Source organism: Pseudomonas guariconensis, from assembly GCF_900102675.1.
GTDB lineage: Bacteria > Pseudomonadota > Gammaproteobacteria > Pseudomonadales > Pseudomonadaceae > Aquipseudomonas > Aquipseudomonas guariconensis.
On the sequence record NZ_FMYX01000011.1, the window covers coordinates 1 to 21366 of the forward strand.

Sequence of the window (21366 nt, forward strand, 5' to 3'; positions counted from 1 at the left end):
CGCGCCTGCCCCTACAGACACCTCCGCTCGGCCTGCTGATGGGGCGCAAGTTACGGGCGGCGCCTGGGCTGGCGTTGTTTCATTGAGTGGTTTTTGTGGTGAGCTTTTGGGCCATTCGCGGGTAAACCGGGGCGCCGAACCGCCGCTCACACAGGCTCACCGCAGCTCTTGAGAGCGGCGCTGTGCCTGTAGGAGCGGCGGTTCGGCGTTCCTACCCGCAAATAGGCCGGAACAAACACCCAAACAATTAATTTGTTTGCCGTTGCCGTTGCTTTTGATACGCGATAGTCCAGACGCCACCTATCGCGACCTCAGAAGGCCGAGTGGAGGTGTCTGTAGGGGCAGGCGCGCAGCGCCCTTCGGCGTGAGCCGAAGTCGCGAGATGGAGGCTGGTGTAGCCAGCCGGAGGCCGCGGAGCCCCGCAAGACACCGCAGCGAGGGGACCCCGGAGCGCAGCGCAGGGGCCGCATGTGGGAGCCAGCGGTTTTTGCCTACTTTTGCCCAAGAGCAAAAGTAGGTCGCCGTAAAGGCGAAAAGCGCCGGTGGCGCCACCACCAACACCGGATATTCACACAACCTGATAACCCAAACCCAACACAAAAAAACCACCACCCCCTATCTGGTCTAGTCTGAAAAAGACCGATACCGGACCAAGGCCCCACACAAGTGCCCGGACCGGCCAAACCATTGGAGTCCCTGGGAGGTGCCCTCATGAGCCTGCTGCTCGAGCCTTACACCCTGCGTCAGCTGACCCTGCCCAACCGCATCGCCGTTTCCCCCATGTGCCAGTACTCCGCTGTAGATGGTCTGGCCAATGACTGGCACCTGGTGCACCTGGGCAGCCGCGCCGTTGGTGGTGCTGGCCTGGTGATCACCGAAGCGACGGCGGTGACCCCCGACGGCCGTATCAGTGCCGAGGACCTGGGCCTGTGGAATGACGCACAGATCCCACCCCTGCAACGCATCACCCGCTTCATCACTGCCCAAGGCGCTGTGCCGGGCATCCAGCTTGCCCACGCCGGACGCAAGGCCAGCACCCATCGCCCCTGGCTGGGCAAGCATGGCAGCGTCACGGTCGAAGAGGGCGGTTGGCAGCCGGTCGGCCCGTCCCGGATCGCCTTCGATCCAGAGCACACCGTGCCCCGCGAGCTCTCTGAGGACGAGATCGCCGGGATCGTCCAATCCTTTGCCGATGCCGCCCGTCGGGCATTGGTCGCGGGTTTCAAGGTAGTCGAAGTGCATGCCGCCCACGGTTATCTGCTGCACCAGTTCCTTTCGCCGCTGAGCAACCAGCGCCGGGACCGCTACGGCAGTTGCTTCGAGAACCGTATCCGCCTGACCCTGGAGGTGACCGAGGCGGTACGCAATGTGTGGCCTCAGGAGTTGCCGCTGTTCGTGCGTGTGTCGGCCACCGATTGGGTGGAAGACGGCTGGAACCCGGATGAAACCGTCGAACTCGCCCGGCGCCTGCGCACCCTCGGCGTGGACTTGATCGACGTGTCTTCAGGCGGTACCTCGGTCAACGCCGAGATTCCCACGGGGCCTGGCTACCAGACTCGTTTCGCCGAGCGTGTACGCAAGGAGTCGGAAATCGCCACCGGCACGGTAGGCATGATTACCGAACCGGCCCAGGCCGAACACATCCTGCGAACCGGTCAGGCAGACATCATCTTCCTCGCCCGCGAACTGCTACGCGACCCCTACTGGCCCTTGCACGCCGACGATGACCTGGGCGGCAACAAGGCCACCTGGCCGGCCCAGTATCAGCGGGCGACCAGCCGGGCCAACCCGATCCATGAGTCGGACTTGAGGGATTGAAGCCCACCGCTGCGCGTTTCATCCCACAAGCAGGTTTATCCGCGAATGGACGGCGAGTTCACTGACGCATTCGCGGATAAACGCCCCAGTTGCTCTCACACGGTGGTTCGGAAACAAACCGAGGCTGCAAGCAGCCTCGATCCGTTCGCCTCTGGCTCAGTGCTTGATCATCACATGCCGTACGCAGGTGTAGTCCTCTAGCCCATACATCGACATGTCCTTGCCATAGCCCGAATGCTTCTGGCCGCCATGAGGCATTTCGCTGACCAGCATGAAGTGGGTGTTGACCCAAGTGCAGCCATATTGCAGGCGTGCGGCCAGGCGGTGCGCTCGGCCGGTGTCGCGGGTCCAGACCGACGAGGCCAGCCCGTAGTCCGAATCGTTGGCCCATGCCAGGGCCTGGGCTTCGTCGCTGAAACGCGTCACCGAGACCACCGGCCCGAAGACTTCATGGCGCACGATTTCATCGTCCTGCAGGGCATCGGCGAGCACGGTTGGTTCGAAGAAGAACCCTTCTCCCGGAATGACCTTGCCGCCGGTGACCAGACGAATGTGCGGCTGGGCGATGGCGCGCTCTACCATGCCTGCGACTTTGTCGCGGTGCTGGGCGCTGATCAGCGGGCCGAGCTCGGTGTCAGGCGCATCCTGAGGACCAGGTTTGAGGCTTGCCACTGCCTCGCCCAGACGTTCGACGAAGCGATCATAGATGCCGTCCTGTACATAGAGGCGACAGGCGGCGGTGCAGTCCTGGCCGGCGTTGTAGAAGCCGAAGGTGCGTATCCCCTCGATGGCCGCGTCGAGGTCGGCGTCGTCGAAGACCAGCACCGGCGCTTTGCCGCCCAGCTCCATGTGCATGCGTTTCACGCTGTCAGCGGTGGAGCTTACGATACGCGCGCCGGTGGGGATGGAACCGGTCAGCGAGACCATGCGCACTTTTGGATGGGTGACCAGCGGCGCGCCGACCGTCTGGCCACGGCCAAAGACGATGTTGAGTACCCCGGCCGGCAGCAGGTTCTGGGCCAGCTCCGCCAGGCGCAGGGCTGTGAGCGGGGTCATCTCCGAAGGTTTGAGCACCACGGTGTTGCCTGCCGCCAGGGCCGGGGCAATCTTCCAGGCCAGCATCATCAGCGGGTAGTTCCATGGGGCGATGGAGGCAACCACACCCAGTGGGTCGCGGCGGATCATCGAGGTGTGTCCCGGCAGGTACTCACCCGCCGCCGAACCACCCAGGCAGCGCGCGGCGCCGGCGAAGTAGCGGAACACATCGGCGATGGCCGGAATCTCGTCACCCAGCGCGGCGGCAAAGGGCTTGCCGCAGTTCTGCGATTCCAGCCTGGCCAATTCCTCGCCATGCTGTTCGATGGTGTCGGCCAGGGCCAGCAACGCCGCTGAGCGCTCCTTCGGAGTGGTTTGCGACCAGGCGTCGAAGGCCAGGTCTGCGGCGCGCACGGCGGCATCGACCTGGGCTTCGGTCGCTTCGTTGATCTGCGCCAAGGCACTGCCAAGGGCAGGGTTGAGCACGGTCCAGGCGGGGCCTTCGCCTGCGACCAGGCGACCGTTGATCAGCATTCGGGTTTGCATCGGGACTCCTCCTAGGTCATTTGCCGCTGCCCGCGACGCTCTCGCCGCCACGGGTCAGGTAATAGGCGCCGAGTATCGGCAGCATGGTCACCAGCATCACCAGCATGGCGACCACGTTGGTGACTGGCACGTCGCGCGGGCGGCTGAGCTGATTGAGCAACCAGATCGGCAGTGTGCGCTCATGGCCGGCGGTAAAGGTAGTGACGATGATCTCATCGAACGACAGGGCGAATGCCAGCATGCCTCCCGCGAGCAGCGCCGAGCCGAGATTGGGCAGGATGATGTAGCGGAAGGTCTGCCAGCCATCGGCGCCCAGGTCCATCGAGGCTTCGATCAGACTCTGGGATGTACGGCGCAGGCGGGCGATGACGTTGTTGTAGACGATCACCACGCAGAACGTGGCGTGGCCCACCACAATGGTGAGCAGCCCAGGTTCGATGCCCAGGGTCTTGAAGGCCGAGAGCAGGGCGATGCCAGTGATGATGCCGGGCAGGGCGATGGGCAGGATCAACATCAGCGAGATGCTCTCCTTGCCAAAGAAGCTGCGCCGGTACAGCGCCGCCGCGGCCAGGGTGCCAAGCACCAAGGCGATCACCGTGGCCAGACAGGCTACCTGCAGCGACAGCTTGATCGCCTCCAGTACATCCTGGCGGGCGAAGGTCACGGCGAACCACTTGAGGGTGAATCCGCGCGGAGGAAAGCTGAATGCCGCATCTTCGGTGTTGAACGCATAGAGCAAGATGATCAGGATCGGAAAGTGCAGGAACACCAACCCGCCCCAGGCCGCCAGGCGCAGGCCCAGCGAGGCTTTTTCAGAGTGCATCGAAGGCCCCCAACCGTTTGACGATCGACAGGTAGATGGCGATCAGCACGATGGGCACCAGGGTAAATGCCGCGGCCATGGGCATGTTGCCGATCGCCCCTTGCTGGGCATACACCATGCTGCCGATGAAATAGCCCGGCGGGCCGATCAGTTGCGGCACGATGAAGTCGCCGAGGGTCAGGGAAAACGTGAAGATCGACCCCGCGGCGATACCCGGTACCGCAAGTGGCAGCACCACCAGCAAAAAGGTCTGGCTCGGCCGGGCGCCCAGGTCGGCCGAGGCCTGTAGCAGCGAGGGCGGCAAGCGCTCCAGCGAGGCCTGGATCGGCAGAATCATGAACGGCAGCCAGATATAGACGAACACCAGGAACCGTCCAAGGTGCGAGGTGGACAGGGTGCTGCCACCCACGCCGGGCACGGCGAGGATCGCCTGCAACACAGCCTGCAGGTGCATCTGCTGGATGAACCACTGGGCCACGCCACCTTTGGCCAGCAGCAGTGTCCAGGCATAGGTCTTGACGATGTAGCTGGCCCACATCGGCATCATGACGGCGATGTAGAAAAATGCCTTGGTCCGCCCCGAGGTGTAGCGGGCCATGTAATAGGCGATCGGAAACGCCAGCACTGCGCTGGCCACTGACACGGCGAGCGCCATGGCCAAGGTGCGCAGGATGATGTCGAAGTTCGCCGGGGCGAACAGGGCCGCGAAGTTGGCCAGCGTCAGGTCCGGCGTCACCGCCATGGTGAAGTCGTCGAAGGTGTAGAACCCCTGCCAGAGCAGGTTCAGCAGCGAGCCCAGATAGATCGCGCCAAACCAGGTCAACGGCGGGATCAACAACAGCAACAAGTACAGGTTCGGACGCCGGTAGAGCAGAGTGCCGAGCCTTCTGACCAGTGACGGGCTTTGCATCGCCAGGGTCATCTGGCCTGGCCCTCGTCCAGGATGGTTTCGCGCAAGCGCCTCATTGCCGCGCGGGGCCAATGGGCCTGCACACGCTGTCCCAGTTGCCAGGGCTGGGGGCGCTCCTGCCAACGGTCATTGGCCTGGCTGACGGTCAGCAGCAGGCCGTTGTCCAGCCGCACTTCGTAGCGCGTGGCACTGCCCTGGTACTGGATGTCGTGCAGCAAGCCGCTGACCTGGATGTCCTCGGCTATTGCCGCGTGCTCTGCCAGGCGGATGTGTTCGGGGCGTATGGAAAAAGGCGAGACGTCTGCGGTGAGCTGCTGGGCCAGCTCGCCGCGGATCACGTTGGAGGTCCCGACGAATTCGGCGACGAAGGTGGTCGCCGGTTTCATGTACAGGTTGCGTGGGCTATCGACCTGTTCGATGCGGCCCCGGTTGAACACCGCGACGCGATCGGACATCGACAAGGCTTCGGTCTGGTCGTGGGTGACGAAGATGAAGGTGATGCCCAATTGCCGCTGCAGTTTCTTCAGCTCGCCTTGCATCTGTTCGCGCAGCTTCAGGTCCAGGGCACCGAGTGGTTCGTCGAGCAACAGCACCCGTGGCCGATTGACCAGGGCGCGGGCCAGGGCAACGCGCTGGCGCTGGCCGCCGGAGAGCTGCGCCGGCTTGCGCTCGGCATAGCCTGCCAGGGCGACCATCGCCAGGGCCTCTTCGGCACGGCTGTAGCGTTCGGCCTTGGCCACCCCCTTGACCTTCAGGCCATAGGCGATGTTGTCGCGCACGTTCATGTGCGGAAACAGGGCGTAGTCCTGGAATACCGTGTTCACGTCACGCTGGTAAGGCGGCAGTCCGGCAGCCTCTACATCATGCAGACGGATCGAGCCGCTGCTCGGTTGTTCGAAGCCTGCGATCAGGCGTAGGCAGGTGGTCTTGCCCGAGCCCGAGGGGCCGAGCATGGAGAAGAACTCGCCTTCCTGGATGTCGATGCTGACACGGTCGACGGCCCTGACGTCGCCGAACGTACGGGATACCTCGGTGAGCTGGACTGCTAGGGGCATTGCGCTGGCTCCGTGCATTTTATCTACTGCGTGAACCCTTTCGCGGATGAACCTGCTCGCATGGCGATCACGCCGTACCGAGCGGGTTCACCCGCGAAGAAGCCGGAACAACAATCAGTCGATCTGTCAGCGTCCGCCCATGATCGCAATATAGTCCTGGGTCCAGCGGCTATAAGGGACGAATTTGCCGCCGCTGGACTGCGGCGTCTTCCAGAACGCGATCTTGTCGAAGTTGTCGATCCCGTTGACCTTGCAGCCCTCGGCGCCCAGCAGCTCGCTGCCGGTGCAGGCGGCGGGCACAGCCGGCACCGAGCCGAACCAGGCCGCGACGTCGCCCTGGACCTTCGGTTGCAATGACCAGTCCATCCATTTGTAGGCGCAGTTGGGGTGCTTGGCTTCGCTGTGCAGCATGGTGGTGTCGGCCCAGCCGGTGGCGCCTTCCTTTGGGATGGTCGAGGCGACCGGCTGTTTGTCGGCCTTCAGGCCATTGACCATGTAACCCCAGGAACTGGAGGCGGCCACGCCTTCGTTCTTCACATCGCTCATCTGCACGGTCGCATCGTGCCAGTAGCGGTGGATCAGCGGCTGTTGCTGACGCAGCAGGTCGAGTACGGCCTTGTACTGGGTTTCGCTGAGCTCGTAGGGGTCCTGGATGCCCAGCTCAGGCTTGGTGGATTTCAGGTAGAGCGCAGCGTCGGCGATGTAGATCGGGCCATCGTAGGCCTGTACCCGACCTTTGTTCGGTTTGCCGTCCGGCAGGTTCTGGGGCTCGAAGACCACACTCCAGCTGGTGGGCGGTTGCTTGAACACTGCGGTGCTGTAGAGCAGCACGTTCGGGCCCCATTGGTAAGGCGTGCCGTAAACCTGCTTATCGACCACGTACCAGCCGCCGTTCTGCAGGCGTGGGTCGATGTTCTTCCAGTTGGGGATCAGCGCCGTGTTGATCGGCTGTACCCGCTTGCCAGCGATCAGCCGCAGCGAGGCGTCGCCCGAGGCGGTCACCAGGTCGTAGCCGCCCTTGGTCATCAGGCTGACCATTTCGTCGGAGGTCGCGGCGGTCTTCACGCTGACCTTGCAGCCGGTCTCTTTCTCGAATCCGGTGACCCAGTCGTAGGCCTTGTCGCTTTCGCCGCGTTCGATGTAGCCGGGCCAGGCGACGATATCCAGGCGCCCCTCGCCATCGCCGATGCTCTGGGGCAGGCCTGCGGCCTGCAGATTGGCGCTGGCCAGCAGGGCGCCGATCACGGCGCTGGACAATGCGGTCTTGTGCACTGACATGGTGTTCCCTCTTTTGGAATTTTTGATCGGGGCAGTCATCAAGAAAGCAGCGAAGCGATGGGATAAGCGTAGTGCGCTTGTCGCGCACCTGCGGCCGGTTCGGGCAGGCGCATGCGATGTCGAGTCTAGTTCGTTTTTTGCCGGTGGTTACGCAACATCCGGATGCAAATGCATTAAGCGTGAGTTCAGTCCACAGGCCTAATCTGGGGCTTTCCTTTTCAGCAAGAGGTAATGCCAGATGAACACCCGTGGCTTGCTCGATCAACTGCTCAAATCCGGCCAGGAGCTGCTGCAAAACCAGCATGGCAAGGGTGGCGGCGCCAAGGGAGCGGGCGTGGCTGATCTGCTGGGCGGCCAGTCAGGCAAGGGCGGGCTGGGCAGCTTGCTCTCCGGTGCCGGTGGTGGTGCCCTGGCGGCAGGTGCCATGGGCCTGCTTCTGGGCAGCAAGAAGGCCCGCAAGTATGGCGGCAAAGTGCTCACCTACGGTGGCCTGGCTGCGCTTGGTGTACTGGCGTACAAGGCCTACGGCAACTGGCAGGCGCGCCAGGGCCAGACCGCGGCCCACGAGCCTCGTACCCTCGATCGCCTGCCTGCGGCCCAGGCCGAGCAGCACAGCCAGGCGGTGCTGCGCGCTCTGGTGGCGGCGGCCAAATCGGACGGGCATATCGATGAGCGCGAGCGCGCCTTGATCGAAGGTGAGTTCGTCCGCCTGGACAGCGACCGCGAGCTCCAGCATTGGCTGCACGCCGAATTGAACAAACCGCTGGACCCCGCCGAAGTGGCCGCTGCCGCGCAGACGCCCGAGATGGCGGCTGAAATGTACCTGGCCAGCGTGATGATGGTCGATCAGGAAAACTTCATGGAACGCGCTTATTTGGTTGAACTGGCCCGCCAGTTGCGTCTGGATCCTGGCCTGCGCCAGGCGCTCGAGGATCAGGTCCGCCTCGCTGCGGGGTAAGCCACGGGGCGTCCTTCCACTCAGGTAAGGGACGCCTCCACAGCCTGCAAAATCAGCCGCGAACGGGCGGGGCGCCTAGGCTATACTCTGGCGATTTTTCCCCGCTCGTAATGAATTCCTGAGGGCTGAACGTGAAGAACTGGACCTTGCGCCAACGGATCCTGGCAAGTTTCGCCGTGATCATCGCCATCATGCTGCTGATGATCGTCGCCGCATACTCGCGGTTGGTGGCGATCGAGGCCAGTGAAGAGGCAGTAGGCTCGGACAGCATCCCTGGCTTCTACTACAGCTCGATGCTTCGCAGCGCCTGGGTCGACAGCTACGTCACCAGCCAGCAGTTGGTGGGGTTGTCCGGTCGCCGGGAAATCACCCCGGCGGACCTGGCCGAGTTCAAGAGCTTCGATGAGCGCCTCAAACAGGAGATGGCCAGCTACCAGGCGACGATCCATAATCCGGACGATCAGGCCGCGCTCGATGCGTTCAGGGTGCTTGAAGCCGACTACATGAAGCTCGTCGACCAGGTGCTCGAAGCCTACCAGCAGAAGCGCTATGCCGAAGCCGAGCGTCTGATCAACGAATCCCTCACCCCGGCCTGGATCAACGGCCGCCAGCACCTGAACCGGGTCATTGAAAGCAATCGCGAATCCGCCGAAGCGGCCACCAACGACATCGTCTCTGCCGTAGCCACGGCCAAGGGCAGCATGATCGTCTCGTTGCTGCTGGCAATCCTGGCTGCCGGTATCTGCGGTCTGCTATTGCTGCGTGCCATCACCGCGCCCGTGCAGCGCATCGTCCATGCCTTGGACAAGCTGCGTTCGGGTGACCTGAGCATGCGCCTGAGCCTGGCCCGCAAGGATGAGTTCGGTAGCATCGAGACCGGCTTCAACGAAATGGCCGTGGCGCTGGCCGACCTGGTCGCCCAGGCCCAGCGTTCGTCGGTGCAGGTGACCACTTCGGTCACTGAAATCGCCGCCACGTCCAAGCAGCAACAAGCGACTGCCACCGAAACCGCCGCCACCACCACCGAGATCGGTGCCACTTCGCGAGAGATCGCCGCTACCTCCCGTGACCTGGTCCGTACCATGACCGAGGTGACCTCCGCCGCCGACCAGGCCTCGGTCCTTGCCGGCTCTGGCCAGCAGGGCCTGGCACGCATGGAAGAGACCATGCATCAGGTGATGGGCGCCGCCGATCTGGTCAACGCCAAGCTGGCGATCCTCAACGAGAAGGCCAGCAACATCAACCAAGTGGTCGTGACCATCGTCAAGGTGGCCGACCAGACCAACCTGCTGTCGCTCAATGCCGCCATCGAGGCGGAGAAGGCCGGTGAGTACGGCCGTGGTTTCGCCGTGGTGGCCACTGAGGTGCGTCGCCTGGCCGACCAGACCGCCGTGGCAACCTACGACATCGAGCAAATGGTGCGGGAAATCCAGTCCGCCGTCTCGGCCGGGGTCATGGGCATGGACAAGTTCTCCGAGGAAGTGCGGCGGGGCATGTTCGAGGTCCAGCAGGTGGGCGAACAGCTCACCCAGATCATCCACCAGGTCCAGGCACTGGCGCCGCGGGTGCTGATGGTCAACGAAGGCATGCAGGCCCAGGCCACCGGTGCCGAGCAAATCAACCAGGCCCTGGCCCAGCTCAGCGATGCGAGCACCCAGACCGTGGAGTCCTTGCGCCAGGCGAGCTTCGCCATCGACGAGTTGAGCCAGGTGGCTGCCGGGCTGCGCGGCGGTGTGTCGCGCTTCAAAGTCTGACGGCGATGAACGACGTGCAACCCCATCAGGAGCAGGCCGACGGTGCCAAGGCAGCGCTGTATCTGCAGTTCTGCATCGGCGAGCAGCGCTTTGCCCTGGACGTGCGCGAGGTGATCGAGGTATTGCCACGGCGCACGCTCAAGCCCATCGCCCAGGCGCCTGCGTGGGTCGCCGGTATCCTTGCCCATCGCGGCACCTTGGTACCGGTGATCGATCTCTCGGCGCTGAGCTTCGCCACCCCGGCCCCCTTGCGTACCAGCACCCGGCTTGTGCTGGTGCACTATGGCGGCGACCGGCAACTGGGGTTGATTCTGGAGCAGGCCACCGACACCTTGCGATGCCGGCCCGATGAGTTCCAGCCCTATGGCCTGGACAACGCCGATGCGCCTTACCTGGGGCCGGTGCGCCAGGATGCCTGGGGGCTGCTGCAGCGGATCGAGGTGGACGACTTGCTGCCGGACGATGTCCGCGATCTGCTGTTCCCCGAGCCGCCAGGGCAGGTGCCGGCATGATCGAACAGCACTTCTTCCGTTTCCTGCAGGAGCGCATCGGCCTGGACGTCGAGTCGGTCGGCGCGCCCATGGTCGAACGTGCCTTGCGCCAGCGCTGCGCTGCCGTGCAGGCCGATGGCCTGGACGATTACTGGTCGCGCCTGCAGCAATCGGCCAGTGAGCAGCAGGCACTGATCGAGGCGGTGATCGTCCCGGAAACCTGGTTCTTCCGCTATCCCGAATCTTTCACCGCGCTGGTGGGGTTGGCCCACAAGCGTCTGTCCGAACTTGCCGGTCTGCGACCGCTGCGAATCCTCAGCCTGCCATGCTCCACGGGCGAGGAGCCCTACTCGATCGCCATGGCGCTGCTCGAGGGTGGTCTGGACCCGGCTGCATTTCGTGTCGACGCCATGGACATCAGCCCCAGTTCCATTGCCCGCGCGAAACAGGCCATCTATGGGCGCAACTCTTTCCGGGGCAGCGAGCTGGCGTTCCGCGACCGGCATTTCAGCGAAACCGACGAAGGCCACCAATTGGACGAGCGGGTAAGACGCCAGGTCGATCTGCAAGTCGGCAACGTGCTCGATCCTGCACTCAAGAGTCAGCAAGGGCTGTACGACTTCGTCTTCTGCCGCAATTTGCTGATCTACTTCGACGTCCCGACCCAGCGCCGGGTGTTCGAAGTGCTCAAGCACCTGACCCATGCCCAGGGCGTGCTGTTCATCGGCCCTGCCGAGGGCAGCCTGCTGGCCCGCCTGGGCATGCGTCCATTGGGCATCCCCCAGTCGTTCGCCTATGTGCGCCAGGAGGCGCCAGCCCCGGCGCCTGCACCCGTCGGGCAAGTTGCACCAATCAGTCGTCCCCCCTCCGTGCCTCCCCAGGCCCCACGGCCTGCCAGCCGTCCGGTGCGCCTGTCGCGCCCTCTTTCGTCGCCACCGCGCTCGCCGTCGCACGCCCAAGGTGAGAGCGAGCTGCTGGCCACCATCGCCCGTCAGGCCAACGCCGGTGAAAGCGCGCAGGCCCGCGCCAGCTGCCAGCGCTACCTGCAGCAGTTCGCGCCGAAAGCGCAGGTGTTCTACTGGCTCGGTCTGCTCAGCGACACCGAAGGCGACAGCCAGGAGGCCATCAGCCAGTATCGCAAGGCACTGTACCTGGAGCCGCAACATGCCGAGGCCTTGATGCACTTGGCAGCATTGCTGGCCTCCCAGGGCGACGAGGCGGGCGCGCGGCGTATGCAGGAGCGGGCGGCACGTGTGGGACGGGAGTCTGAACGATGAGTGAAACCATGCACCTGATCGCACGGGACGATGAGCTCATCGACGATTGCTGGAACCGTATCGGTGTGCACGGCGACAAGCAGTGCCCATTGCTCGAACGTCACATTCATTGCCGCAACTGCCAGGTCTACGCCAGTGCGGCCACGCGGCTGCTCGATCGCTATGCGCTGTTGCAGGACGAGCAGGTCGAGGCGCCGCCGCCGGACGAAGACAGCGTTGGGCGCTCGATGCTGTTGTTCCGCCTGGGCGAGGAGTGGCTGGCGCTGGCCTGTGCCTGTCTGGCCGAAATCGCGCCGCTACAGTCGGTGCATTCGCTGCCGCACCAGCGCTCCGGGGTATTGCAGGGCGTGGCCAATGTGCGTGGCGCGCTGGTGCCCTGCCTGTCGCTGGCGGGCTTGCTGGGCGTCGAGGTGTTGCCGGCCCAGGAGCGTACCGGGCGCGTGATGCCGCGCATGCTGATCCTCGCCGCGGAGGGCGGCCCGGTGGTGATGGCGGTGGACGAGATCGACGGTATCCATCGCCTGGATCCGGCACGCCTGGCCGATGGCCAGGACGCTGCGCACTTCACCGCAGCGGTACTGCAATGGCGTGGACGCAGCGTGCGGGTGCTGGATGAACAACATGTCCTGTCGGCCGTGAAGCGGAGCCTGTCATGACCCCTGAGCAAATGCGCGACGCCTCGCTGCTCGAACTGTTCAGCCTGGAGGCCGAGGCCCAGACCCAGGTGCTCAGTGCCGGGCTCATGGCGCTCGAGCGCAACCCGACCCAGGCCGACCAGCTCGAAGCCTGCATGCGCGCGGCCCATTCCCTGAAAGGGGCTGCACGGATCGTTGGCATCGATGCCGGTGTCAGCGTCGCCCACGTCATGGAAGACTGTCTGGTGGCGGCCCAGGAAGGGCGCCTGCGACTGCGCCCCGAGCATATCGATGCCTTGCTGCACGGCACTGACCTGTTGATGCGCATCGCAACACCCAATGACCGTGATGGCGAAGCCGCGGTGCCGGCGTTCCTGGTGCAGATGGCTAATCTGCTCGACCCCACGGCAGCGCCCGTGCCTGAGCCTGCCGCACCTGTCGAACCTGCACCACTGCAGACCACGCAGGTCGAACCGGTGGTGGCAGAGCCAGAGCCCGAGGCCGAGCCTGAGCCCAGCCTGCCTCGCAAGGTCGGCAAGCGCGGTGGCGAGGGTGGCGAACGGGTGCTCAGGGTCACCGCCGATCGTTTGAACAGCCTGCTCGACCTTTCCAGCAAGTCGCTGGTGGAAACCCAGCGACTCAAGCCCTACCTGGCCAGCCTGCAGCGGCTCAAGCGCATGCATGGCCAGGGCATGCGGGCCCTCGATGGCCTGAAGCAACAGCTCGAAGGCAGCGGCCAGAGCCACGAAGTGCTCGAGGCCTTGGCCCAGACTCAACGCCTGCTGGGCGAAACCCAGCAGATCCTGCAGCAACAGGCTGCCGATATCGACGAGTTCGGCTGGCAGGCCAGCCAGCGCGCCCAGCATCTCTACGACACCGCGCTGGCCTGCCGCATGCGGCCGTTCGCCGATGTCCTGACCGGTCAGAGCCGCATGGTCCGCGACCTTGGACGATCGCTGGGCAAGCAGGTGCAGTTGCAGATCGAAGGTGAGAAAACCCAAGTCGACCGTGACGTACTGGAAAAGCTCGAAGCGCCCTTGACCCATCTGCTGCGCAACGCCGTCGATCACGGTATCGAGCTGCCCGAGCGGCGCCTGCTGGCAGGCAAGCCCGTCGACGGCACGATTCGCCTGCGCGCCTCGCACCAGGCAGGCCTGCTGATCCTCGAACTGACCGACGATGGCGCCGGCATCGACCTTGATCGGTTGCGGCGTAGCATCGTCGAACGGGCTTTGTCACCGGCCGAGACCGTAGCGCAAATGAGCGAGTCGGAGCTGCTCACGTTCCTGTTCCTTCCTGGCTTCAGCATGCGTGACAAGGTCACCGAGGTGTCGGGCCGAGGCGTCGGCCTTGATGCGGTTCAGCACATGGTGCGCGAGCTGCGTGGCTCGATCGAGCTGACCCAGGTGTCCGGCCAGGGGTGCTGCTTCCATCTGGAGGTGCCGCTGACGCTGTCGGTGGTGCGCAGCCTGGTGGTAGAGGTGGGGGGCGAAGCCTATGCCTTCCCGCTGGCGCACATCGAGCGCACCCTGGCGGTGGCTGCCGAGGACATCGTGCAGATCGAAGGGCGCCAGCACTTCTGGCACGAAGGACGGCATGTCGGGCTGGTCTCGGCCAGCCAGTTGCTCAACCGTCCGACCGGGCAGGATGACGAGCGCAGCCTGCCCGTGGTGGTGATTCGTGAGCGTGACCAACTGTACGGCGTGGCTGTGGAGCGGTTGATCGGCGAGCGGGTGCTGGTAGTGATGCCGCTGGATGCGCGCCTGGGCAAGGTCCAGGACATTTCCGCCGGAGCCTTGCTCGATGATGGTTCGGTGGTGCTGATCATCGACGTCGAGGATTTGCTGCGCTCGGTCGAGAAACTGCTCAGCACCGGCCGGCTGGAGCGCATCGAGCGCGGTGCCCGGGGCGGTCGCGCCATGGTGCGCAAGCGCATCCTGGTGGTCGACGACTCGCTCACCGTCCGTGAGCTGCAGCGCAAACTATTGGGCAACCAGGGCTACGACGTGGCCGTGGCGGTGGACGGCATGGATGGCTGGAATGCCCTGCGCGCCGATGATTTCGATCTGCTGATCACCGATATCGACATGCCGCGCATGGACGGCATCGAACTGGTCACCTTGGTGCGTCGAGACCAGCGCCTGCAATCGCTGCCGGTCATGGTGGTGTCCTACAAGGATCGTGAAGAAGACCGGCGACGTGGACTGGACGCCGGTGCCGACTACTATTTGGCTAAAGCCAGTTTCCATGACGATGCGTTGCTGGACGCCGTGGTGGAGTTGATCGGGGGTGCCCAGGGATGAAGATCGCCATCGTCAACGACATGCCCATGGCAGTGGAGGCGCTGCGCCGGGCCTTGGCCTTCGAGCCCGAGCACCAGGTGGTCTGGGTGGCCAGCGATGGCGCCGAAGCCGTGGCCCGGTGCGCCGAGTTCACCCCTGACCTGATTCTCATGGACCTGATCATGCCGGTGATGGATGGCGTCGAGGCGACCCGGCGGATCATGGCCGAAACACCCTGTGCCATCGTCATTGTCACGGTCGACCGCAAGCAGAATGTGCATCGGGTATTCGAAGCCATGGGCCATGGCGCCCTGGACGTGGTGGATACGCCTTCGCTGGGCGCGGGGGATGCACGGGAAGCGGCAGCCCCGCTGTTGCGCAAGATCCTCAATATAGGCTGGCTGATCGGCCAGCAACGCTCCGCGGCGCCCCGCGCTGTGTCCGCTCCACTGGTGGGGGCGTCCCAGCGTCGTGGCCTGGTGGCCATCGGCTCTTCGGCGGGCGGTCCAGCAGCGCTGGAAGTCCTGCTCAAAGGCTTGCCGCGCGAGTTTCCCGCGTCGATCGTGCTGGTGCAGCACGTTGATCAGGTATTCGCCAGTGGCATGGCCGAATGGCTCAGCGGGGTCTCGGGCTTGCCGGTGCGCCTGGCGCGAGAGGGCGAGCCACCCCAGCCAGGGCAAGTGCTGCTGGCCGGCACCAATCATCACATCCGCCTGCTGCAGGGCGGCCAGCTTAGCTATACGGCCGAGCCTGTCGGTGAAATCTACCGCCCCTCGATCAACGTGTTCTTCGAGAGTGTGGCGCGTTTCTGGACGGGCGATGCCGTGGGCGTCTTGCTCACCGGTATGGGCCGCGACGGCGCCCAGGGCCTGAAACAGATGCGCCAGCGTGGTTTCCTCACCATCGCCCAGGACCAGCAGAGTTCGGCGGTCTACGGCATGCCCAAGGCGGCTGCGGCGATCGAGGCTGCCGTGGAGATACGGTCGCTGGAACGCATCGCGGGCCGACTGATGGAAATCTTTTCGAAATGACGATATGTATTGAGTCACGCCGCCTGGCCGGCAGTGACCTGGTGAATAGGCATGAATGATCTACCGATCGAAGGTTTCACGACCATCAACGAAAGTGCGGCGATGGTCCTGCTGGTCGACGATCAGGCGATGATCGGCGAGGCGGTGCGCCGTGGGCTGGCCCACGAGGAGAACATCGACTTCCATTTCTGCGCCGATCCCCACCAGGCGGTGGCCCAGGCCATGCGGATCAAACCTACGGTGATTCTCCAGGACCTGATCATGCCGGGGCTGGACGGCCTGACGTTGGTGCGCGAATACCGCAACAACCCGGCCACCCAGGATATTCCGATCATCGTCCTGTCGACCAAGGAGGACCCGCTGGTCAAGAGCGCGGCCTTCGCCGCCGGAGCCAACGACTACCTGGTCAAGCTGCCGGACACCATCGAGCTGGTGGCGCGGATCCGCTACCACTCCCGCTCCTACCTGACCCTGCTGCAACGTGATGAAGCCTATCGCGCGCTGCGGGTCAGCCAGCAGCAGTTGCTCGACACCAACCTGATGCTGCAGCGGTTGATGAACTCCGATGGCCTCACCGGGCTGTCCAATCGGCGCCATTTCGACGAGTACCTGGAGCTTGAATGGCGACGGGCGATACGCGAGCAACAACAGTTGTCGCTGCTGATGATCGACGTCGACTACTTCAAGGCCTACAACGACAGCTTCGGCCATTTGGCCGGCGACGAGGCCCTGCGCCAGGTCGCCGAGGCCATCCGCGGTTCCTGCTCGCGTCCCACCGACTTGCCGGCGCGCTATGGGGGCGAGGAGTTCTCCTTGGTGCTGCCCAATACCTCGCCCGGCGGTGCGCGGCTGATCGCCGAGAAACTGCGCCAGACCGTCCTGGGTCTGAACATCCCCCATACCGCGCCCGAGGCAGACGCGCGCCTGACAGTGAGCATAGGTCTTGCGACCCTCACGCCCAGCGTTGGCAGCCACAGCCGGCAGCTGATCTCGGCTGCGGACAAGGGGCTGTATCTGGCCAAGAACAATGGTCGCAATCAGGTGGGCGTTGCCTGACGCTCTTAGGGTCTGCCGCCAGCGTCCATACCATTAGCGGCGGCCCTCGCGGTTACCGCCCGGCGGGTCTGCCGTCGGGGCGAGGACTGCGTTATACTCGCGGGCTTTTCACCGAATTCGCACGAGTAGCCCGCCCATGGAAATCCAACCGATCCTGAACACCATCAAGGACCTCACCGAACGCTCCCAGTCCATTCGGGGGTATCTTTGACTACGATCAAAAAGCTGATCGCCTGATCGAAGTCAATCGCGAACTGGAAGACCCTGCCGTCTGGAACAAGCCCGAGTACGCTCAGGGCTTGGGCCGTGAGCGCGCCATGCTGGCGCAGGTCGTCGAGACCCTGGACAAACTGTCCAATGGCCTGTCCGACTGCAAGGACCTGCTCGACATGGCCGTCGAGGAAAACGACGAAGGCGCCGTCAACGACGTTGTGACCGAGCTGCAAGGCCTGGAAGAAAACCTGGCCCAGCTTGAGTTCCGTCGCATGTTCAGCGGCGAGATGGACATGAACAACGCCTACCTGGACATCCAGGCCGGTTCCGGTGGCACCGAGGCGCAGGACTGGGCCAATATCCTGCTGCGCATGTACTTGCGCTGGGCCGACAAGCGTGGTTTCGATGCCACCATCATCGAGCTCTCCGAGGGTGAAGTCGCCGGCATCAAAGGCGCGACCGTACACATCAAGGGCGAATACGCGTTCGGCTGGCTGCGTACCGAGATCGGTGTGCACCGCCTGGTGCGCAAGAGCCCGTTCGACTCCGGAGCCCGTCGCCACACCTCGTTCTCGGCGGTGTTCGTCTCGCCCGAGATCGACGACAAGGTCGAGATCGAGATCAACCCGGCCGACCTTCGCATCGACACCTACCGCTCCTCCGGTGCAGGTGGTCAGCACGTGAACACTACCGATTCGGCGGTCCGTATCACCCACGTGCCGACCAACACCGTGGTGGCCTGCCAGAACGAACGTTCCCAGCACGCCAACAAGGACACCGCCATGAAGATGCTGCGGGCCAAGTTGTATGAGCTGGAAATGCAAAAGCGCAATGCCGCCTCGCAAGCTCTGGAAGACAGCAAGTCGGACATCGGCTGGGGTCACCAGATCCGCTCCTACGTGCTCGATGACTCGCGCATCAAGGACCTGCGTACCGGCGTCGAGCGCAGCGACTGCCAGAAGGTCCTGGACGGCGACCTCGACCAGTACCTGGAAGCGAGCCTCAAGCAGGGGCTGTAAACCGTACACGACCGCCGCGATACGAGGCCCGGCCCGTATCGCGTGCCCTGCCCGACAGGGGCAACGAACACCTGATGGAAACAATGACGACATGAGCGACCTCAAGACCGAATCGCAAGACCTGCAACAGGAAGAAAACGCCCTGATCGCACTGCGCAAGGAAAAACTTGCCGCCGAGCGTGCCAAGGGCAACGCCTTCCCCAACGACTTCCGTCGCGACAGCTACTGCAACGACCTGCAGAAGCAGTACGCGGACAAGACCAAGGAAGAGCTGGAAGCAGCCGCGATTCCGGTCAAGGTAGCCGGTCGCATCATGCTCAACCGTGGCTCGTTCATGGTCATCCAGGACATGACTGGTCGCATCCAGGTCTACGTCAACCGCAAGACCCTGCCCGAAGAGACCCTGGCCGCTGTCAAGACCTGGGACCTGGGCGACATCATCAGTGCCGAAGGTACCCTGGCCCGTTCGGGCAAGGGCGACCTGTACGTCGAGATGACCAACGTGCGCCTGCTGACCAAGTCGCTGCGCCCGCTGCCGGACAAGCACCACGGCCTGACCGACACCGAGCAGCGCTACCGCCAGCGCTATGTCGACCTGATGGTCAACGAGGAAACCCGCCACACCTTCCGTGTCCGTTCCCAGGTCATCTCGCACATCCGCAAGTTCCTGATCGAACGCGACTTCCTCGAAGTCGAGACGCCGATGCTGCAGACCATTCCAGGTGGCGCGGCGGCGAAGCCGTTCGAAACCCACCACAACGCCCTGGACATGGCCATGTTCCTGCGTATCGCGCCGGAGCTTTACCTCAAGCGGCTGGTTGTGGGTGGCTTCGAGAAAGTGTTCGAGATCAACCGCAACTTCCGTAACGAAGGCGTCTCGACCCGGCACAACCCCGAGTTCACCATGCTCGAGTTCTACCAGGCCTACGCCGACTATCGCGACAACATGGACCTCACCGAAGAGCTGTTCCGCGAGCTGGCGCAACTGGTTCTGGGCACCACCGATGTGCCGTACGGCGACAAGGTGTTCCACTTCGGCGAGCCGTTCGCCCGCCTGTCGGTGTTCGAGTCGATCCTCAAGTACAACCCTGAGCTCACCGCCGCCGACCTGCAGGACGTCGACCGCGCCCGTGAGATCGCCAAGAAGGCCGGCGCCAAGGTGCTCGGCCATGAAGGCCTGGGCAAGCTGCAGGTGATGATTTTCGAAGAGCTGGTCGAGCACAAGCTGGAGCAGCCGCATTTCATCACCGAGTACCCGTTCGAAGTGTCGCCGCTGGCCCGTCGCAACGACGAGAACCCTGCCGTCACCGATCGCTTCGAGCTGTTCATCGGTGGCCGCGAGATTGCCAACGCCTACTCCGAGCTCAATGACGCCGAAGACCAGGCTGAGCGTTTCCTGGCCCAGGTGGCCGAGAAGGACGCCGGTGACGACGAGGCCATGCACTACGATGCCGACTTCGTTCGCGCTCTGGAATACGGCATGCCACCTACCGCAGGTGAAGGCATCGGCATCGACCGCCTGGTCATGCTGCTGACCAATTCGCCGTCGATCCGTGATGTGATCCTGTTCCCGCACATGCGTCCACAGGCCTGAGCATCCTGAACAAGCCGCCTTTCGGGGCGGCTTTTTCATGCCTGCGGTTCGAAAGTGACTGATTGGTCACGGCGCAGGTGCCGAGTCGTTTTTGAAGCACCACCGAACCTATCAGGCGTGGCCTTGATCGTAATTGGGCCGCAACAAGCTACAACCGTCTTTACTCAAAGCAGAGGGGATCGACCCTCACCGAGATTCAACGAGGTATTCATCGTGACTCCCGCAATGGCCCAACAAGGCGCGGCAGGCGTGGCAAGCGCCGTCGCCGAAAGCGTGCAATACCAGGGGCGCAAGACAGCCCGCCAAGGCAGCGAGCAGCGCCGGCAGCAAATTCTCGACGCGGCAATGCGCATCATCGTGCGTGACGGCGTGCGCGGTGTACGTCACCGAGCGGTGGCCGCCGAGGCCGGCGTTCCGCTGTCGGCGACCACTTATTACTTCAAGGACATCGAAGACCTGCTGACCGACACCTTCGCTCAGTACGTCGAGCGCAGCGCCGCCTACATGGCCAAGCTCTGGGCCAGTTCCGAAGTGGTGCTGCGCCAGTTGCTCGCCCAGGGCGACGGCAGCCCCGCGGCCCGGGCACGCCTGGCGGACGAGGTGGCGCGCATGATGGCCGATTATGTCAGCCGTCAGTTGCACACTCGGCGTGACTTCATCATGGCCGAGCAAGCCTTCCGCCAGGAGGCCTTGCTGTGCCCGCGTCTGGCTGAACTGGTCAGCGCCCACGAGCAGATCCTCCTGCACGGCGCACGGCAAATGCTGCAGGTGGTGGGGTCGCGTCAGCCCGAGCAGGATGCTCAGATGTTGACGGCCATAATCGAGCAGATGGAATATCAGGGCCTGCTCAAGGATGCGAATGCGCAAGCCGATGGGCAGATGCTCGCTATCCTTACCCGATACCTGCACCTGGTGCTGGCATCGGCCTAGGCCACGACCGGCCCGAGGGGCGATCGATCTTTTCAAGGAGAACCTGATGAAAGCCTGGCGTCTGGTGTTGTTGACTTTGTCATTCCTGCTGCTCGGTGGATGTCTGGTGACCTTCCATGAGCCTCTGCCCAGCAACCAGGCAGCGCCCAAGGCTCTGCTTGGCAAGTGGAGCAGCAAGGACGCCTGGGGCGAGCCGCTCAAGCTCAGCATCAGCCGTGTGGGCGGGGATGCCTATAAAGCGGTGGCCACGGCCAAGGGCAAGGCGCCGGAAGAATATGTCTTTACCGTGTCCCAGCATGGCAATCGCTGGTATCTGTCGGCCGGTGTGCCCAAGCGCCTGGGCGGCAACTTCCTGATCGGCGGCTTCGAGGTCGTCGATGGCAAGGAGCTTGTGCTCTACAACCTCGATGTCGACCAGGTGCAGCAGGCGGTCAAGAAGAAGGAGTTGACCGGACGCAGCACCGAGGTGCCGGAGGACAACGGCGAAGGTGTGCTGATCGACAGCCCGTCGGCGCGGGTGCTGGCCTATCTGGACGATCCGGCCAACTCCGACCTGTTCGTCGAGGTGGCACGCTTCCAGCGAAGTGGCAAATAGCGCACTATCGCTGGCTTGGCTGGCCTCTTCGCGGGCGTTCACGCTGTACCTGTGGGAGCGGGTCTG

General features: G+C 63.9%; 18 protein-coding genes. 13 read left to right on the plus strand and 5 right to left on the minus strand.

What is annotated here, in order from left to right; all coding sequences use genetic code 11:
• Window positions 1–711: 711 nt before the first annotated feature.
• Window positions 712–1818, plus strand: a complete 1107-nt coding sequence (locus BLS27_RS17625; protein WP_043213733.1) for an NADH:flavin oxidoreductase/NADH oxidase — start codon at window positions 712–714, stop codon at window positions 1816–1818.
• A gap of 156 nt (window positions 1819–1974) precedes the next feature.
• Here BLS27_RS17625 and BLS27_RS17630 read toward each other — a convergent pair whose 3' ends face one another.
• From BLS27_RS17630 to ydcS, 5 genes are all read right to left on the minus strand, one after another.
• Complete coding sequence (locus tag BLS27_RS17630; protein WP_090346017.1) at window positions 1975–3399, minus strand: gamma-aminobutyraldehyde dehydrogenase; 1425 nt, start codon at window positions 3397–3399, stop codon at window positions 1975–1977.
• A gap of 16 nt (window positions 3400–3415) precedes the next feature.
• Window positions 3416–4222 carry an ABC transporter permease gene (locus tag BLS27_RS17635; protein ID WP_043213737.1) on the minus strand — a complete coding sequence of 269 codons (807 nt, stop codon included), beginning with the start codon at window positions 4220–4222 and terminating at the stop codon, window positions 3416–3418.
• Window positions 4212–5144, minus strand: coding sequence for an ABC transporter permease (locus BLS27_RS17640; RefSeq protein ID WP_043213739.1), 933 nt, complete (start codon window positions 5142–5144; stop codon window positions 4212–4214). The genes BLS27_RS17635 and BLS27_RS17640 overlap by 11 nt, the downstream gene beginning before the upstream one ends.
• The gene (locus BLS27_RS17645) at window positions 5141–6187 is read right to left on the minus strand and encodes an ABC transporter ATP-binding protein (protein WP_043213740.1); all 1047 of its coding nucleotides are present in this window, start codon (window positions 6185–6187) and stop codon (window positions 5141–5143) included. Before BLS27_RS17645 ends, BLS27_RS17640 begins: the two co-directional genes overlap by 4 nt.
• 126 nt (window positions 6188–6313) lie before the next feature.
• Window positions 6314–7465, minus strand: a complete 1152-nt coding sequence (gene ydcS / locus BLS27_RS17650; RefSeq protein ID WP_090346020.1) for a putative ABC transporter substrate-binding protein YdcS — start codon at window positions 7463–7465, stop codon at window positions 6314–6316.
• A gap of 238 nt (window positions 7466–7703) precedes the next feature.
• Here ydcS and BLS27_RS17655 point away from each other — a divergent pair, with 238 nt between their 5' ends.
• The 12 genes from BLS27_RS17655 to BLS27_RS17710 all read left to right on the plus strand — a co-directional run bounded on the left by BLS27_RS17655 (window position 7704) and on the right by BLS27_RS17710 (window position 21300).
• Window positions 7704–8423 (plus strand): tellurite resistance TerB family protein, encoded by a 720-nt coding sequence (locus tag BLS27_RS17655; RefSeq protein WP_090346023.1) that lies wholly within the window; start codon window positions 7704–7706, stop codon window positions 8421–8423.
• 131 nt (window positions 8424–8554) lie between these two features.
• The gene (locus BLS27_RS17660; RefSeq protein ID WP_043213746.1) at window positions 8555–10177 is read left to right on the plus strand and encodes a methyl-accepting chemotaxis protein; all 1623 of its coding nucleotides are present in this window, start codon (window positions 8555–8557) and stop codon (window positions 10175–10177) included.
• A 5-nt stretch (window positions 10178–10182) separates the two neighbouring features.
• Window positions 10183–10689 (plus strand): chemotaxis protein CheW, encoded by a 507-nt coding sequence (locus BLS27_RS17665; protein ID WP_090346027.1) that lies wholly within the window; start codon window positions 10183–10185, stop codon window positions 10687–10689.
• Window positions 10686–11945 carry a CheR family methyltransferase gene (locus BLS27_RS17670; protein ID WP_090346030.1) on the plus strand — a complete coding sequence of 420 codons (1260 nt, stop codon included), beginning with the start codon at window positions 10686–10688 and terminating at the stop codon, window positions 11943–11945. The genes BLS27_RS17665 and BLS27_RS17670 overlap by 4 nt, the downstream gene beginning before the upstream one ends.
• Window positions 11942–12601, plus strand: coding sequence for a chemotaxis protein CheW (locus tag BLS27_RS17675; RefSeq protein WP_043213753.1), 660 nt, complete (start codon window positions 11942–11944; stop codon window positions 12599–12601). The genes BLS27_RS17670 and BLS27_RS17675 overlap by 4 nt, the downstream gene beginning before the upstream one ends.
• Entirely contained in the window at window positions 12598–14883 is a 2286-nt protein-coding gene (locus BLS27_RS17680) for a hybrid sensor histidine kinase/response regulator (protein WP_090346033.1), read from the plus strand. The genes BLS27_RS17675 and BLS27_RS17680 overlap by 4 nt, the downstream gene beginning before the upstream one ends.
• The gene (gene cheB, locus BLS27_RS17685) at window positions 14880–15893 is read left to right on the plus strand and encodes a chemotaxis response regulator protein-glutamate methylesterase (RefSeq protein WP_090346035.1); all 1014 of its coding nucleotides are present in this window, start codon (window positions 14880–14882) and stop codon (window positions 15891–15893) included. The genes BLS27_RS17680 and cheB overlap by 4 nt, the downstream gene beginning before the upstream one ends.
• Window positions 15894–15944: 51 nt before the next feature.
• Entirely contained in the window at window positions 15945–16949 is a 1005-nt protein-coding gene (locus tag BLS27_RS17690; RefSeq protein WP_043213758.1) for a response regulator, read from the plus strand.
• 136 nt (window positions 16950–17085) lie between these two features.
• Window positions 17086–18181, plus strand: a protein-coding gene (prfB, locus tag BLS27_RS17695) for a peptide chain release factor 2 (protein ID WP_102082206.1) whose coding sequence is annotated in 2 segments (ribosomal slippage) — window positions 17086–17157 and window positions 17159–18181 — 1095 coding nt in all. Because the reading frame shifts where the segments join, the coding sequence is not laid out codon by codon here.
• Window positions 18182–18272: 91 nt separating this feature from the next.
• Window positions 18273–19775, plus strand: coding sequence for a lysine--tRNA ligase (lysS, locus tag BLS27_RS17700; RefSeq protein ID WP_043213762.1), 1503 nt, complete (start codon window positions 18273–18275; stop codon window positions 19773–19775).
• A 225-nt stretch (window positions 19776–20000) separates the two neighbouring features.
• A complete protein-coding gene (locus BLS27_RS17705; RefSeq protein ID WP_090346037.1) occupies window positions 20001–20705 on the plus strand; it encodes a TetR/AcrR family transcriptional regulator in 705 nt (234 codons plus the stop codon).
• A gap of 46 nt (window positions 20706–20751) precedes the next feature.
• Complete coding sequence (locus BLS27_RS17710) at window positions 20752–21300, plus strand: hypothetical protein (protein WP_043213765.1); 549 nt, start codon at window positions 20752–20754, stop codon at window positions 21298–21300.
• Window positions 21301–21366 lie beyond the last annotated feature (66 nt).

What these genes read in the sequence shown, in the direction of transcription:
- BLS27_RS17640 (WP_043213739.1), bottom strand. Translation starts at nt 5,144, where the DNA reads ATGACCCTGGCGATGCAAAGCCCGTCACTGGTCAGAAGGCTCGGCACT.
- lysS (WP_043213762.1), top strand. Translation starts at nt 18,273, where the DNA reads ATGAGCGACCTCAAGACCGAATCGCAAGACCTGCAACAGGAAGAAAAC.
- BLS27_RS17675 (WP_043213753.1), top strand. Translation starts at nt 11,942, where the DNA reads ATGAGTGAAACCATGCACCTGATCGCACGGGACGATGAGCTCATCGAC.
- BLS27_RS17635 (WP_043213737.1), bottom strand. Translation starts at nt 4,222, where the DNA reads ATGCACTCTGAAAAAGCCTCGCTGGGCCTGCGCCTGGCGGCCTGGGGC.
- BLS27_RS17680 (WP_090346033.1), top strand. Translation starts at nt 12,598, where the DNA reads ATGACCCCTGAGCAAATGCGCGACGCCTCGCTGCTCGAACTGTTCAGC.
- BLS27_RS17645 (WP_043213740.1), bottom strand. Translation starts at nt 6,187, where the DNA reads ATGCCCCTAGCAGTCCAGCTCACCGAGGTATCCCGTACGTTCGGCGAC.
- BLS27_RS17705 (WP_090346037.1), top strand. Translation starts at nt 20,001, where the DNA reads ATGGCCCAACAAGGCGCGGCAGGCGTGGCAAGCGCCGTCGCCGAAAGC.
- BLS27_RS17655 (WP_090346023.1), top strand. Translation starts at nt 7,704, where the DNA reads ATGAACACCCGTGGCTTGCTCGATCAACTGCTCAAATCCGGCCAGGAG.
- BLS27_RS17630 (WP_090346017.1), bottom strand. Translation starts at nt 3,399, where the DNA reads ATGCAAACCCGAATGCTGATCAACGGTCGCCTGGTCGCAGGCGAAGGC.
- BLS27_RS17625 (WP_043213733.1), top strand. Translation starts at nt 712, where the DNA reads ATGAGCCTGCTGCTCGAGCCTTACACCCTGCGTCAGCTGACCCTGCCC.
- BLS27_RS17690 (WP_043213758.1), top strand. Translation starts at nt 15,945, where the DNA reads ATGAATGATCTACCGATCGAAGGTTTCACGACCATCAACGAAAGTGCG.
- BLS27_RS17710 (WP_043213765.1), top strand. Translation starts at nt 20,752, where the DNA reads ATGAAAGCCTGGCGTCTGGTGTTGTTGACTTTGTCATTCCTGCTGCTC.
- BLS27_RS17670 (WP_090346030.1), top strand. Translation starts at nt 10,686, where the DNA reads ATGATCGAACAGCACTTCTTCCGTTTCCTGCAGGAGCGCATCGGCCTG.
- cheB (WP_090346035.1), top strand. Translation starts at nt 14,880, where the DNA reads ATGAAGATCGCCATCGTCAACGACATGCCCATGGCAGTGGAGGCGCTG.
- ydcS (WP_090346020.1), bottom strand. Translation starts at nt 7,465, where the DNA reads ATGTCAGTGCACAAGACCGCATTGTCCAGCGCCGTGATCGGCGCCCTG.
- BLS27_RS17665 (WP_090346027.1), top strand. Translation starts at nt 10,183, where the DNA reads ATGAACGACGTGCAACCCCATCAGGAGCAGGCCGACGGTGCCAAGGCA.